This is a genomic window from Janibacter limosus, assembly GCF_004295485.1.
Taxonomy (GTDB): Bacteria; Actinomycetota; Actinomycetes; order Actinomycetales; family Dermatophilaceae; genus Janibacter; species Janibacter limosus_A.
This window is the reverse complement of record NZ_CP036164.1, coordinates 2,223,546-2,238,014: the sequence shown is the minus strand read 5'-3', so window position 1 is coordinate 2,238,014 and position 14,469 is coordinate 2,223,546. Positions and strand designations below refer to the sequence as shown.

The window sequence follows — 14,469 nt, the reverse complement described above, 5'->3', positions numbered from 1 at the left end:
GGAGGAGCGGATCATTCGCCGCTGACGAAGATGGTCGCGGTCCGGGCCGTCCCATCGCCGATCGTGTAGCTGACGTTGACGTTGACGGTGTCGGGAGCGGGTGAGGACGCGGTCTGGAACACGTACTCCCACACGCCGGGACGCAGCGGGACGGGCCCGACGTCCAGGACTGTGCTGGGGATGCCGTCTTCGAGCGAGACGGAGGTCACCCGCGGGGCCGGGGCGTCGGCGGGGGAGACCGTCAGCACCAGGCGGTAGCCCTCCTTGGGCCAGCCGCTGGGGACCGCGACGGCGCCTTGGATCTTCTGGGCGAAGCTCAAGGGCTGCACAACGATCGGCTGCTGCTCGCGATTTCCGGGGGAGTCGGCCTCAGACGCGGACAGGCTCGAGGCAGACGCAGCGATGTCCACCGCGGGAATGGCCCACGCGGGGCCCTTGGCGAGGTGGCGGCGAGAGACGTTGGTCACCGAGGACTCCTGGAATGGGCAGCAAATGATCGCACTTGATGAGCTCGCTGATGTTCGTCGGATGGAGGGGACGCCTTTCATTGCCTGGGGCGACAGCTCATTGCCTGGGGCGACAGCCATCTTTCGACGCCACATGACGTCGAAACGGTGATCGCAGCCGGGGCCGGATGATTGGACGGTAGCAGCGCTGATCCCCTGTCGGGCGGCCAGGACGCCGTGGCGGAGAGGGGCAGCATTGCACCCGCAGACCGTGAGCGGTCGCCTGCACCGGCTGCGTGACCTGCTGGCCGACGACCTCGAGGACCCGACCACGCGCTCGGAGCTGCTCGTGCTGCTCACGGCCGAAGGCGTCGCCTGACCGCGGTCGGCTCGGTCGCGCACGCACGAAGGCACCGGCGCCGCGATGTGTCCCCTGACTGCGCGACACCGATGCCGGTCCGTGGGCCGCCCGGGTCCGTCCCGCCTCGCAGCGGTGCCCGGCAGGCACGGGGCAAGCATCGACGAGTGCGCCCGGCCGCGTCGCCTGCTCGCAGGCACAACGGCCGCGCCACCGTTGTCACGCGGTGACAGTTCCTCGTGGGTCCGCCTGCGTTGATAATCAGCACCCGACGGGGAGGGTCCCCGGAGGGCGACACGACGGTATGGGGGAGCGCGCCACGATGGACCAGGGGATGACGCGGGCGGCTGACCGGCTGCGAGAGGTACGCGAGGAGCTGCTCGACGAGCTCGTGCCGATCCTCATCGAGCAGGCAGGGGAGGCCTGCGGCGTCCACCCGCTGCCGGCGCGGCACCACTGGCCCACGGATGTCCGGGAGACCGTGGGCGTCATGCTCGACGCGGTGGTCGCCGACGACGTGGAGTCGGTGTGCGACCCCGCCGGCGTCTTCGTCGCAGTCGGCGCCGAGAGTGCTCGGGGCTCGCTGCCCCTCGACGACCTCGAGGCCGCCATCAGGGTGGCCAACCGCCTGACCCACAAGCACGTCCACCGCGCGCTCGTCTCCGGCCCGCGGGTCGACCCCGACGGCGTGGTGGAGATCCTCGACCGCCTGGCGGAGGGGGGCGAGCTCGTCGTCCGAGCGGCCCGGCTCGGGTACGCGGGAGGCGCGCAGCAGCCCGAGACCGACGAGGAGTCGCACACGCGGCGCCTGGGTGGGGCCCTGCTGCACGGCGACGGCAGCGCCGTGGCCCTCGCCCGCGCGTGCGGCTGGGACGACGACGCGGTCATCGCCGCGATCATCACCACGCCGCAGGCCGCTGCCACCATCCGTCGTGAGTCGGAGTGCGTCCTCGCCCACTACCCCCGCGCCCGCGACGTCGTCCTGCTCCACCCGATCGCCGAGGACAAGCTGGCCACCACCCTTCGCCCCCTCCTCGCGGGTCATCGGTGCGCCGTCGGGCCAGCGGTCCACATGCTCGACTCGGTCCGGTCGCTCGACCTCGCTCACCGCGCGCAGCTCATCGCGGGGGACGAGGAGCTGACCTTCGCCGATGACCGCATGCTCGAGATCGCTTGCAGCGCAGACCGGGTCGTCATCCAGTCGTTGCGGCGCACCTACCTCGACGATCTCGACGACGTGCCCGAGGACCAGCGCACGATCTTGCTGGAGACCCTCCTGGAGTGGCTGCGGCAGTGGGGCCACCGGCCCAGCGTCGCGGAGGCGCTCGGTGTCCACCCGCAGACCGTGAGCCATCGGATCAACCGGCTCAAGGACCTGCTGTCCGACGAGCTCGAGGACCCGGTGGTGCGCGCCGAGCTGCTGGTGGTGCTCACGGCCATGTCGGTGCGACGGGCGTGGCAGGTCCCCTGAGGGGAGATCGGCGTGGCGCACGCCACATATGTCTCGGATGCAGGAGCATGCTGGGGTTCAGACGTCGATCAGGAGCGTGAGCATGTCCAGCACCGAGACCACGAAGGTCAAGCCCCGAGAGGGCTTCTCCTCGCGCAAGGTCTTCATCTTCGCCGCGATCGGATCAGCCGTCGGGCTGGGCAACATCTGGCGATTCCCCTACGTGGCCTACGAAGGGGGTGGAGGCGCCTTCATCATCCCGTACCTGATCGCGCTCGTCTTCTTCGGCGTCCCGATGCTCTACCTCGACTACGCGATCGGTCACCGATTCCGCGGGTCGGCCCCGCTCTCCCTTCGCCGGCTGCACCGTGGTGCCGAGTGGCTCGGCTGGTGGCAGGTGCTCATCTGCATCGTCATCGCCGTCTACTACGCGGCGATCCTCGCGTGGGCGAGCAAGTACGCGGCCCTCTCCTTCACCAAGGGGTGGGGAAGCGACCCGGAGAAGTACTTCTTCGGTGAGTACCTGAAGGCCGCGGACACTCCCGGGCCGACCTTCGACTTCGTCCCCGGCATCCTCATCACGATGATCCTCGTCTGGGCCGTGACGATCGGTGTCCTGGCCATGGGCATCCAGACCGGCATCGGCCGCACGGCCGTCGTCTTCATCCCCGTGCTGGTCATCGCCTTCGTCGTCCTGGTCATCCAGTCGCTGACCCTCGAGGGCGCGGGGGCGGGGCTCAACGCCTTCTTCACCCCCGACTGGGGTGCGCTCGCCGACTCGGGGGTGTGGATCTCCGCAGTCGGTCAGATCTTCTTCAGCCTGTCCGTCGGCTTCGGCATCATGATCACCTACGCGGGCTATGTCTCGCGCAAGACCGACATGACCGGCTCGGGTGCGGTCGTCGCCTTCTCCAACTCCGGCTTCGAGCTGCTCGCCGGCATCGGGGTCTTCGCGGCGCTGGGCTTCATGGCGCAGGCCGCCGGCAGCGAGGTCGGTGAGGTGCTCGGCAGTGGAGGCATCGGTCTGGCCTTCATCGCCTTCCCCGCGATCATCAACGAGGCTCCGGGCGGTGTCGTCATCGGTGTGCTCTTCTTCGTCTCGCTCGTGCTGGCGGGCATCACCTCGCTCATCTCGATCGTCGAGGTCGTCATCGGGGCCGTCCGCGACAAGGTGGGCATCTCCCGGACCGCGGCGACCTTCGTGGTCGGGGTCCCGATGGCCGTGGTGAGCATCCTGATGTTCTCCACCACCGGTGGCCTGTACGTCCTCGACACGATGGACGCCTTCGTCAACTCCTTCGGCATCATCGCCGTCGCAGCCGTGCTGATGCTGGCCATTACCTACGCCTTCCGCAAGCTGCCGATCCTGCGCCAGCACCTCGACGCGATCGGCTCGATCAAGCTCAAGGGCTGGTGGCCCGCGCTCATCGCCGTCGTCATCCCGATCCTGCTCCTCGTCATGCTCTACCAGGCGCTCACCGACAAGCTCGACGCGCCGTACGAGGACTACCCGGCCCAGCTGCTCAACGTCTTCGGCTGGGGCATGGTCGTGGCGCTGCCCCTCATCGCCATCGCGATCTCGCTGCTTCCGTGGCGCGGTGGGGTCTCCCTCGAGGACGAACCCGAGGCGCTCGTCGACGGAGGTGAGCAGGCATGACCACGACGGCCATCATCATGATGATCATCGCGATGCTCACCATCTGGGGCGGGCTGGTCGCGGCGATCATCAACCTCAACAAGCGCGGTGACGCGTCCGCCGAGGAGATCCGCGACGTCGAGATCCACCGGGACCTGTAGACGGACCCGGGCGAAGGGGGGTGCGCCGGCCGACGAGGCCGGCTCGCCCCCCTTCGTCATGTCCGTGCTCCCTCCCTGCCCCCCCCACCACGGAGGGTGGTGCGTGGCTCGGGGGGACTGGCCCCCTTCCCCCGGGTGGCGATGGACAGGTTGTGTGCAGGTCGGCAGGCCTAGCCTCACCGGCATGAACTTCAATGGACTCCCGTTGCACCCGCTCGTCGTCCACCTCGTCGTCGTGCTCGCACCGGCTGCGGCACTCCTGGCCATCACCTACGGCTTGGCGCCGAGGTGGCGGTGGTGGTCCCGGCTGCCCCTGCTCGTCGCCAGTGTCGTGGGCGCGCTCGCCACCTATGTCGCTGCTGCCTCGGGCGACAGCCTCAAGGAGGCGCTCGGCGAACGCAGCCAGCTGATCGAGGTGCACGAGATGTGGGCCGGGCGCCTCCAGGCGTCCATGTGGGTGTTGGCCCTGCTCTCGCTGGTCGCGTGGTGGGTCCTGCCGGTCATCACCCCGCTCGAGGGCCGCTCCGACCGAGCTGCCCGGTACGGCGCACTCGTCACACCCCTTCGGGTTGTCCTGCCGATCGTGGGCCTGATCGTGATCTTCCTCGTCTTCAAGACCGGTGACGCCGGCGCTCGGGCGGTCTGGGCGGGCTGATCCGGCGGGAGGGGGCGGCGCAGGGAACGACGAAGGGCCGCCAGCAGGTGCTGACGGCCCCTCGAAAAACGTGCCCCCGGCAGTGTGCGAGTTCACGACATCGTTGACAGGTTGGGGCGCGAGATCCGCGAGTGATCGTTGACTGGTGAGTCGCGACATCGTTGACGAAATCGTGGTGGTGATCGTTGACTGGTGAGTCGCGACATCGTTGACACTCCAAGTCTGTCGCCGAACCCGAGTGGCGCTTCCGACCGACAAGATCGCCGCCACCGGCACCGTGTCACTGCGCTACGCCGGCAAGTTACGCCACCTGGGCATCGGCCGCGCCCACGCCGCACAGCCCGTCCTGATGCTCATCCACGACACCCACGTCATCACCAGCCACGCCGCCACCGGCGAAGTCCTGGCCGAACACCACATCGACCCCGACCGCGACTACGAACCCCCGACCCGACCCCCGTCGTGATCCTTGACCCCATGAGTCGCGACATCCACGACAACCCACGCGAACCTACAAAAAAAGTCCTGAGCCGCGACACCGTGTAAACGATGTCGCGACTCAGGACAAACGTGCCCCCGGCAGGATTCGAACCTGCGGCCCCTGGTACCGGAAACCAGTGCTCTATCCCCTGAGCTACGGAGGCGGGATGTGCCCGGTGAGATTAGCACCGGCGTGGCCCGTCCCGAGAATCGACCGCCGCGACGGGCATGGCGCCCGCGCACCTAGACTGGGCGACCGTGACCCCCGAAGAGCTTTCTGCAGCGATCCGTGCCGCCCTGACCGCCGCCGTCGAGGCCGGCGAGCTGAGCGTCGAGGTGCCCACCGAGCTCAGGGTCGAGCGACCCAAGCAGAAGGGCCACGGGGACTGGACGAGCAATGTCTCCATGCAGCTGGCCAAGCCCGCGGGGATGAAGCCGCGCGACGTCGCCGCGGTCGTCGCCGAGCGCCTGGGCGCCCACGAGGGCATCGCCGAGATCGAGATCGCCGGGCCGGGGTTCCTCAACATCACGCTCGACACCGCGTCTGCCGGTGCGCTGGCGCGGGCGATCGTCGAGGCGGGTGCCGGGTACGGCCGCAACGACGCGATGGCCGGCCACGTCGTCAACCTCGAGTTCATCTCCGCCAACCCCACGGGGCCGCTGCACATCGGCCACACCCGCTGGGCGGCGCTGGGTGACTCGATGCGCCGCCTGCTCACCGCCTCCGGTGCCGAGGTCACGGCCGAGTACTACATCAACGACGCCGGCGCCCAGATGGACAACTTCGGCGCCTCCGTCCTGGCCCGCGCCAAGGGCGAGCCCACCCCCGAGGGTGGCTACCCCGGTCCCTACATCGACGACCTCGCGCAGACCGCGCTCGCCGCACGCCCCGACCTGCTCGAGCTGCCCGACGCCGAGGCGCTGGGCACCGCGCGCGAGATCGGTTACGAGGCCCAGCTGGCCGACATCCGCTCCACGCTCGAGGACTTCGGCGTGTACTTCGACGTCTGGTTCTCGGAGAAGACCCTGCACGAAGGGGGTGCCGTCGAGTCCGCGATCGCCCGCCTGCGCGAGCAGGGCCACGTCGACGACCGTGACGGAGCCGTGTGGCTGCGCACCACCGACTTCGGCGACGACAAGGACCGCGTCCTCATCCGCACCGACGGGGTGCCGACCTACTTCGCCGCCGACGCCGCGTACTACCTGAGCAAGAAGGACCGCGGCTTCCCGGAGAAGATCTACCTCCTCGGCGCGGACCACCACGGCTACGTCTCCCGGCTCAAGGCGATCGCGGCCTGCGCGGGCGACGACCCCGAGGTCAACATCGAGATCCGCATCGGCCAGCTGGTCAACCTGGGCGGCGCCAAGCTGTCCAAGCGTGCGGGCAACATCATCGAGCTGCGGGACCTCGTCTCGTGGATCGGCACCGACGCCGTGCGCTACTCGCTGGCTCGCTACCCGGCGGACTCGCCCCTCAGCCTCGATGGTGAGGAGCTGCGCAAGCAGACCAACGACAACCCGGTCTTCTACGTGCAGTACGCCCACGCGCGCACCGCCAACGTCGCGCGGTTGGCCGGTGAGGACGGCGTCCTCCGGGAGGACGGCTTCGACCCGGCACTCCTGTCCGACCCGACCGAGGCGCAGCTGCTGGCCGCCCTCGGTGACTTCCCGCGGGTCGTCGCGCACGCTGCCGAGCTGCGCGAGCCGCACCGCGTCGCCCGCTACCTCGAGGACCTCGCCGGCCACTTCCACAAGTGGTACGACACCTGCCGCGTGCGCCCGCACTCCGACGAGGAGACGACGGACGTGCACCGCACCCGCCTGTGGCTCAACGACGCCACCCGTCAGGTGCTGGCCAACGGCCTCGACCTGCTCGGCGTCTCCGCGCCCGAGCGGATGTGAGCTGACCCATGGCGATCAACATGAGGGCCCACGAGGCCGGCATCCTGCACGCCGAGGGCTACGGCGCCGCGCCCCAGTGGCTGCCCTTCCCGCAGGACGTGATGGAACTGCTGCCGCAGCTGTGGCCGAGCAATGTCGTCCGTGACCCCTCGGGCGTCCTGAGCATCGCCGGCGTGCCGGTGACCGACATCGCCCGCGACTTCGGCACGGCCGCCTATGTCGTCGACGAGGACGACTTCCGTTCTCGCGCAAGGGCCTTCCGCGACGACTTCACCGCTCCCTTCGCCGCGGTGGCCGGCGCCGACGTCTACTACGCCGGCAAGGCCTTCCTGTGCACCGCGGTCGCCCGCTGGGTCATGGAGGAGGGGCTCAACCTCGACACCTGCAGCGGTGGCGAGCTCGCCGTGGCGCAGCGCGTCGGCTTCCCCGCGGAGCGGGTCGCGTTGCACGGCAACAACAAGTCGGTCGCCGAGCTGCGCCAGGCCCTCGAGTACGGCATCGGTCGCATCGTCGTCGACTCCTTCGACGAGATCGACCGGGTCGCCGCGGTGGCCAGCGAGCTCGGCGTCACCGCGCCGGTCATGGTCCGCGTCACGGTCGGCGTCGAGGCGCACACCCACGAGTTCATCGCGACCGCGCACGAGGACCAGAAGTTCGGCTTCTCCCTCGCCGGTGGCCAGGCCCGCGCGGCGATCGACGCCATCGTGGCGAAGGGGGAGTCCCTGCGCCTCCTCGGCCTGCACAGCCACATCGGCAGCCAGATCTTCGACACCTCCGGCTTCGAGATCGCGGCCCGCCGGCTCGTCGGGCTGCACACCGAGGTCGCCGACGAGCACGGCATCGCCATGCCGGAGATGGACCTCGGTGGTGGCTACGGAATCGCCTACACCTCCGAGCACGAGCCGCTCACCCCCGGCCAACTCGGTACGCAGATGGCCGAGCTCGTCGACCGTGAGCTCAAGGAGTTCCGCGACGGGCACCCGCAGGCGGTCCTGCCGCGCATCTCCATCGAGCCCGGCCGGGCGATCGCCGGCCCGAGCGCCTTCACCCTCTACGAGATCGGCACGGTCAAGGACGTCGAGGTCAGCCACGGCGTCCTGCGCTCCTACGTCAGCGTCGACGGCGGGATGAGCGACAACGTGCGCACCGCCCTCTACGGCGCCGACTACTCGTGCACGCTCGCCGGGCGCCGCTCCGACGCCGAGCCGCGCCTGGTGCGCGTCGTCGGTCGGCACTGCGAGAGTGGTGACATCGTCGTCATGGACGAGTACCTGCCCGGCGACATCGTCCCCGGTGACCTCATCGCCGTGCCCGGTACCGGCGCCTACTGCCGCAGCCTGTCCAACCAGTACAACCACACCCCACGCCCGCCGGTCCTGGCGGTCCGCGACGGGGCAACGCGGGTCATCGTCCGTCGCGAGACGATCGACGACCTGCTCGCCCTCGACGTGGACGAGCCCAGCTTGTCCCAGGAGGTCCGATGACCACCGCTCCAGCCCAGCAGACCCCCCTTCGCGTCGCCCTGCTCGGTGGAGGTGTGGTCGGTGGCAGCGTCGCCCGGCTGCTCACCTCGCAGGCCGACGACCTGGCCCAGCGCATCGGCCGACCCCTCGAGATCGTCGGCGTGGCCGTGCGGCGTGAGGGCCGCGACCGCTCCGACCTGGGGCTCGACCCGTCGGTCTTCACCACCGACGCGGAGGACCTGGTCACCCGCGCCGACATCGTCGTCGAGGTCATCGGCGGCATCGAGCCGGCCCGCAGCCTGATCCTGCGGGCGATGGAGCACGGCGCCTCGGTGGTCACGGCCAACAAGGCGCTGCTCGCCGAGGACGGTCCGACCCTCTACGAGGCGGCCGCCGAGCACGGCGTCGACCTCTACTACGAGGCCGCGGTCGCCGGCGCGATCCCGATCCTGCGCCCGATCCGCGACTCGCTGGCCGGTGACTCGATCCGTCGCGTGACCGGGATCGTCAACGGCACGACCAACTTCGTCCTCGACGCGATGGACACCACCGGCGCCGGCTTCGCCGAGACCGTCGAGCGCGCCCAGGCGCTGGGCTATGCCGAGGCCGACCCGACCGCTGACGTCGAGGGCTTCGACGCCGCCGCCAAGGCCGCCATCCTGTCGTCGCTGGCCTTCCACTCGCGCGTCTCCAGCGCCGACGTGCACCGCGAGGGCATCACCGAGGTGAGTGCCCGCGACATCGCCGCCGCGCAGGAGATGGACTGCACGGTCAAGCTGCTCGCGATCTGCGAGCGGGTCGTGGGGGCCGACGGGCGCGAGGGCATCTCCGCCCGCGTGCACCCGGCGCTCATCCCGCTCAGCCACCCGCTGGCATCCGTGCGCGGCGCCTACAACGCGGTCTTCGTCGAGGCCGAGGGCGCCGGAGACCTGATGTTCTACGGCCAGGGCGCCGGTGGCGACCCGACCGCCAGCGCGGTCCTGGGTGACCTCGTCGCCGTGGCTCGTGCCCGGGTCACCGGCGGCCGTGGGCCGGGGGAGAGCGCCTATGCCGACCTGCCGGTCCTGCCGATGGGGCAGGCGATCACGCGCTACCACGTGAGTCTCGACGTCGCCGACCGCTCGGGTGTCCTCGCGTCGGTCGCCACGGTCTTCGCCAACCACGACGTGTCGATCGAGACCGTCCGCCAGCAGGTCGTCACCGACGACGACGGCGGCTCGCGCGCGATGCTCATCATCGTCACCCACGCGGCCACCGATGCCGCACTCTCCGCGACGGTCAACGAGCTCGCCGAGCTCGACACCGTCAACGAGGTCACCTCCGTCATGCGTGTTGAAGGGAACTGACATGGTCCACCAGTGGCGCGGCGTCATCACCGAGTACGCCGACCGGCTCCCGATGCTCGCGGGCGCACCGACGATCACCCTGCGCGAAGGGGGGACCCCCCTCATCCCCGCCGAGCACCTCAGCGAGCTCGTGGGCGCCCAGGTGCACGTGAAGTACGAGGGGCTCAACCCCACCGGCTCCTTCAAGGACCGTGGCATGACCGCCGCGATGACGATGGCCGCGGGCAAGGGCGCCAAGGCCGTCATCTGCGCGTCGACGGGCAACACCTCCGCGTCAGCCGCGGCATACGCGACCAAGGCCGGCATGACCTGTGCCGTCCTGGTGCCCGCGGGCAAGATCGCCATGGGCAAGCTCTCCCAGGCGATCGCGCACGGCGCGACCCTGCTGCAGGTCGACGGCAACTTCGACCACTGCCTCGACGTCGCCCGCAAGCTGGCCGAGGCCTACCCGGTCGAGCTGGTCAACTCGGTCAACCCGGCCCGCATCGAGGGGCAGAAGACCGCGTCCTTCGAGATCGTCGACGCCCTCGGCGACGCGCCGGACATCCACTGCCTGCCCGTCGGCAACGCCGGCAACATCACCGCCTACTGGCGCGGCTACCAGGAGTACGCGACCGAGACCGAGGGCGTGTCCGGCACGCTCGCCGCGGTGTCGACCCGGACCCCGCAGATGTGGGGCTTCCAGGCGGCCGGCTCCGCGCCGATCGTCCTTGGCCACCCCGTCGACGAGCCCGACACCATCGCCACCGCGATCCGCATCGGCAACCCCGCCTCGTGGCAGCAGGCCGAGCAGGCCCGTGACGACTCCGGTGGCCGCATCGAGGCCGTCACCGACGAGGAGATCCTCGACGCACACCGGATCCTCTCCTCGCGGGAGGGCATCTTCGTCGAGCCGGCGTCCGCCGCCTCGGTCGCCGGTCTGCTCAAGGCCGCGGCTGCCGGTCAGGTGCCCAAGGACGCGACGATCGTCTGCACGGTGACCGGCCACGGCCTGAAGGACCCGCAGTGGGCCCTGAAGAACGCCGACGGCAGCGACATCGCCCCGGTGAGCGTGCCCGCGGAGGCCTACGCGATCGCCAGCGAGCTCGGTCTGCAGGGCTGAGCGTGACCATCCCCGTCGGGACGACGGTCACCCTGCGGGTGCCCGCGTCCAGTGCCAACCTCGGTCCCGGGTTCGACTGTGTCGGACTGGCGCTCGGCGTCTGGGACGAGTGCACGGTCACCGTCACGCAGGAGCCGGGACTCGTCGTCGACGTCGCGGGCTCGGGCGCCGACTCGGTCCCGCGCGACGAGAGCCACCTGGTGGTGCGCACGATGGTGACGACCTGGGAGCGGCTCGGGGTGGCCGCCCCGGCGGGCCTGCACCTGAGCGCGACCAACGCGGTGCCCCATGGTCGCGGCATGGGCTCCTCGGCGACCGCGATCGTGGGCGGCGTCGCCGCGGCCCACGCGCTCGCCGTGCGCGGGGGCGTCCTCGCGGCCGAGGAGCTGGACCTCACGGCGATCAACTCGATCGCCAGCGCCCTCGAGGGGCACCCCGACAACGCGTCCGCCAGCGTCTTCGGTGGTGCGACGCTCTCGGTGACCGAGGCGGACCAGCCGCTGCCGCGGACCCGGACCGTCCCCCTTCGCCTCCACCGGCAGGTCGAGGCCGTCGTCCTCGTCCCGGAGACGACGCTGAGCACGCACACGGCCCGCTCGGTCCTGCCGGAGGTCGTGCCGCTGGCCACCGCTGCGGCCAACTCCGCGCGGACCGGGCTGCTCGTCCACGCGCTCACGAGCGAGCCGGAGCTGCTGCTCATGGCGACCACCGACCTGCTGCACCAGGAGGCGCGTCGGCCGAGCTATCCGCACAGCATGGAGCTCGTCGACGCACTGCGCGCCGAGGGGATGGCCGCGACGATCTCCGGCGCCGGCCCGTCGGTCCTCGTGCTCACCACCGGTGACCGGGTCGAGCAGATCCGCCGGATCGCGGACGCGACCTCCACCGACTGGCAGGTGCTCATCCCCGGCGTCCCCGAGCGCGGCGTCCACCTCGTCTGACCGCTCGTCTGCACGACCTCTCCTTCCGCACGACCTCAAGGAGATGCGGTCTGGGTGACCGTTGGTCCGCACGACCTTAAGGAGATGCGAAGGGGGAGAGGTGCATCTTGTCGCCGGGCGTGGCTGATGTGCCGTGTGGCCGGGCTGCAGTGATACATTGAAGACGCTTCAGTGAGCCCGGTGCATCGACCAACCAGTCGAGTGGCACGTACGGGCAGGAGCTTCCCCCACGTGAGCGTCTCGCTCGTCACGGGTGCGACGCACGGTCGTGGGGTACATCACCAGAATTCCCGCTCTTGACGGGACTCATCAGGCTTGCCCATCGACAAGCCCTACGAGGGAAAGGGTCCTTCGTGACCGACACCACCACTGGCGACACCGCTGCCGCAGCCGCGGACCAGCCCCGCCGATCCGGCGCACTCAGCGCCATGCGCCTCGCCCAGCTCCAGCAGCTCGCTTCGAGCATGGGGATCACCGGCACCGCCAAGATGCGCAAGAGCGACCTCGTCAGCGCCATCCGGGCGAAGCAGTCGGGCTCCTCTGCGCCCGCCGGCTCCTCGGCTCCCGCCCAGGCTCCGCAGGCCACGACGGAGCGCAAGGCCCCGGCCGACACGACTGTCGACAAGCCCGCGCAGTCCGCTGCCGCCGACCAGAGCGCGGCCCCGGTTGCCGACAAGGGCGCGGCCCGGGTTGCCGACAAGGCCGCTGACAAGAACGCCGAGACCTCCGCGCGCACCGAGGGCGATGCCCAGTCCGGTGGCCGCGAGCAGCCGCGTCGCGAGCGCGGCGAGGACCGCGGCGGCGAGCGCAACCGCAACCAGGGCGGCAACGACCGCACCCAGGGTGGTCGCACCGACGACTCCCAGGGCGGCAACGACCGCACCCAGGGCGGCAACCGCAACCAGGGCGGTCGCACCGACGACACCCAGGGCGGCAACCGCAGCCAGGGTGGTCGCAACAACGACCGCAACCAGGGCGGCAACGACCGCACCCAGGGTGGTCGCACCGACGACAACCAGGGTGGCGGCAACCGCAACCAGGGCGGCAACGACCGCACCCAGGGTGGTCGCACCGACGACTCCCAGGGCGGCAACCGCAACCAGGGCGCGGGCAACCGCAACCAGGGCGGCAACGACCAGTACGGCGACGACGAGCGGGGCGGCCGCCGCAGCCGCAACCGCAATCGCAACCGCAACCGTGACAAGCGTCGTGGTGGCGGTCAGCAGTTCGACGACAACGAGCCGCAGATCCACGAGGACGACGTGCTCGTCCCCGTGGCCGGCATCCTCGACGTCCTCGACAACTACGCCTTCGTGCGCACCTCCGGCTACCTGCCCGGGTCGACCGACGTCTACGTGCCGCTCGGCATGGTCAAGCGCAACGGCCTGCGCAAGGGTGACGCCGTCACCGGCCAGGTCAAGGCCGCTCGCGAGGGCGAGGAGTCGCAGCAGCACACCGTCAACAGCAAGGGTCAGCGCGGCAAGTTCAACGGCCTGGCCAAGCTGGAGACGGTCAACGGCATGACGGCCGAGGACGCCAAGAAGCGTCAGGAGTTCGGCAAGCTGACGCCGCTCTACCCGCAGGAGCGGCTGCGCCTCGAGACCGAGTCCAACATCCTCACCACCCGGATGATCGACCTCGTCGCCCCGATCGGCAAGGGCCAGCGCGGCCTCATCGTCGCCCCGGCCAAGGCCGGCAAGACGATGGTCATGCAGTCCCTCGCCAACGCGATCACGACGAACAACCCTGAGTGCCACCTCATGGTCGTCCTCGTCGACGAGCGTCCCGAGGAGGTCACCGACATGCAGCGCGCGGTCAAGGGTGAGGTCATCGCCTCCACCTTCGACCGTCCGGCCGAGGACCACACCACGGTCGCCGAGCTGGCCATCGAGCGTGCCAAGCGTCTCGTCGAGATGGGCCACGACGTCGTCGTGCTGCTCGACTCGATCACCAAGCTCGGCCGCGCCTACAACCTCGCCGCGCCGGCGAGCGGTCGCATCCTCTCCGGTGGTGTCGACTCCGCTGCGCTGTACCCGCCGAAGAAGTTCTTCGGTGCGGCGCGCAACATCGAGAACGGTGGCTCGCTCACCATCCTCGCCACCGCGCTCGTCGAGACCGGCTCGCGCATGGACGAGGTGATCTTCGAGGAGTTCAAGGGCACCGGCAACATGGAGCTCAAGCTCGACCGTGGCCTGGCCAACCGTCGGATCTTCCCGGCGGTCGACGTCAACGCCTCCGGCACCCGTCGCGAGGAGATCCTCCTCGCGCCCGAGGAGCTGCGGATCATGTGGAAGCTGCGTCGCGTCCTCGCCGCGCTCGACACCCAGCAGGGTGTGGAGCTGCTCCTGGACCGGCTGCGCAAGACCAAGACGAACTACGAGTTCCTCTCGCAGGTCGCAGCGACCAGCTCGATCAAGCTCGGCGACGAGGACGAGAGCGCCTGACGGTTCTCGCCCCAGTCGCGACGAAGGGGGTCGACCCGCACCACGTTGCGGGTCGACCCCCTTCGTCATGTCCGTCCAAGGCCGA

13 protein-coding genes and 1 tRNA gene are annotated in these 14,469 nt (G+C 70.1%); 12 read left to right on the top strand and 2 right to left on the bottom strand.

Annotated features, from left to right (window positions below; genetic code table 11):
- Window positions 1–11: 11 nt before the first annotated feature.
- Window positions 12–467, bottom strand: a complete 456-nt coding sequence (locus EXU32_RS10690; protein ID WP_130629893.1) for a hypothetical protein — start codon at window positions 465–467, stop codon at window positions 12–14.
- Between the two features lie 250 nt (window positions 468–717).
- On the opposite strand from EXU32_RS10690, the gene EXU32_RS17685 reads away from it, so the two are divergent.
- The 6 genes from EXU32_RS17685 to EXU32_RS10660 all read left to right on the top strand — a co-directional run bounded on the left by EXU32_RS17685 (window position 718) and on the right by EXU32_RS10660 (window position 5,172).
- Window positions 718–825, top strand: coding sequence for a hypothetical protein (locus EXU32_RS17685; protein ID WP_207233777.1), 108 nt, complete (start codon window positions 718–720; stop codon window positions 823–825).
- A gap of 313 nt (window positions 826–1,138) precedes the next feature.
- Entirely contained in the window at window positions 1,139–2,275 is a 1,137-nt protein-coding gene (locus EXU32_RS10680; protein ID WP_130629891.1) for a helix-turn-helix domain-containing protein, read from the top strand.
- 82 nt (window positions 2,276–2,357) lie between these two features.
- Complete coding sequence (locus EXU32_RS10675) at window positions 2,358–3,911, top strand: sodium-dependent transporter (protein WP_130629890.1); 1,554 nt, start codon at window positions 2,358–2,360, stop codon at window positions 3,909–3,911.
- Window positions 3,908–4,051 (top strand): methionine/alanine import family NSS transporter small subunit, encoded by a 144-nt coding sequence (locus EXU32_RS10670; RefSeq protein WP_130629889.1) that lies wholly within the window; start codon window positions 3,908–3,910, stop codon window positions 4,049–4,051. Before EXU32_RS10675 ends, EXU32_RS10670 begins: the two co-directional genes overlap by 4 nt.
- Window positions 4,052–4,235: 184 nt before the next feature.
- A complete protein-coding gene (locus tag EXU32_RS10665; RefSeq protein WP_130629888.1) occupies window positions 4,236–4,706 on the top strand; it encodes a DUF2231 domain-containing protein in 471 nt (156 codons plus the stop codon).
- A gap of 238 nt (window positions 4,707–4,944) precedes the next feature.
- Window positions 4,945–5,172 (top strand): hypothetical protein, encoded by a 228-nt coding sequence (locus EXU32_RS10660; RefSeq protein ID WP_130629887.1) that lies wholly within the window; start codon window positions 4,945–4,947, stop codon window positions 5,170–5,172.
- Between the two features lie 105 nt (window positions 5,173–5,277).
- On the opposite strand, the gene EXU32_RS10655 is transcribed toward EXU32_RS10660, so the two are convergent.
- Window positions 5,278–5,350: transfer RNA gene (locus EXU32_RS10655), tRNA-Arg, on the bottom strand.
- 94 nt (window positions 5,351–5,444) lie between these two features.
- On the opposite strand from EXU32_RS10655, the gene argS reads away from it, so the two are divergent.
- The 6 genes from argS to rho all read left to right on the top strand — a co-directional run bounded on the left by argS (window position 5,445) and on the right by rho (window position 14,384).
- Window positions 5,445–7,088: an arginine--tRNA ligase gene (argS, locus tag EXU32_RS10650; RefSeq protein WP_130629886.1), complete on the top strand. Its 1,644-nt coding sequence runs from the start codon at window positions 5,445–5,447 to the stop codon at window positions 7,086–7,088.
- A gap of 20 nt (window positions 7,089–7,108) precedes the next feature.
- Entirely contained in the window at window positions 7,109–8,572 is a 1,464-nt protein-coding gene (lysA, locus tag EXU32_RS10645) for a diaminopimelate decarboxylase (protein WP_130631157.1), read from the top strand.
- The gene (locus EXU32_RS10640) at window positions 8,569–9,897 is read left to right on the top strand and encodes a homoserine dehydrogenase (RefSeq protein WP_130629885.1); all 1,329 of its coding nucleotides are present in this window, start codon (window positions 8,569–8,571) and stop codon (window positions 9,895–9,897) included. Before lysA ends, EXU32_RS10640 begins: the two co-directional genes overlap by 4 nt.
- 1 nt (window position 9,898) lies before the next feature.
- Window positions 9,899–10,999 (top strand): threonine synthase, encoded by a 1,101-nt coding sequence (gene thrC, locus EXU32_RS10635; protein WP_130629884.1) that lies wholly within the window; start codon window positions 9,899–9,901, stop codon window positions 10,997–10,999.
- 2 nt (window positions 11,000–11,001) lie between these two features.
- A complete protein-coding gene (gene thrB / locus EXU32_RS10630; RefSeq protein ID WP_130629883.1) occupies window positions 11,002–11,940 on the top strand; it encodes a homoserine kinase in 939 nt (312 codons plus the stop codon).
- 353 nt (window positions 11,941–12,293) lie between these two features.
- Window positions 12,294–14,384 (top strand): transcription termination factor Rho, encoded by a 2,091-nt coding sequence (gene rho, locus EXU32_RS10625; RefSeq protein ID WP_130629882.1) that lies wholly within the window; start codon window positions 12,294–12,296, stop codon window positions 14,382–14,384.
- The last annotated feature ends 85 nt before the right edge of the window (window positions 14,385–14,469 follow it).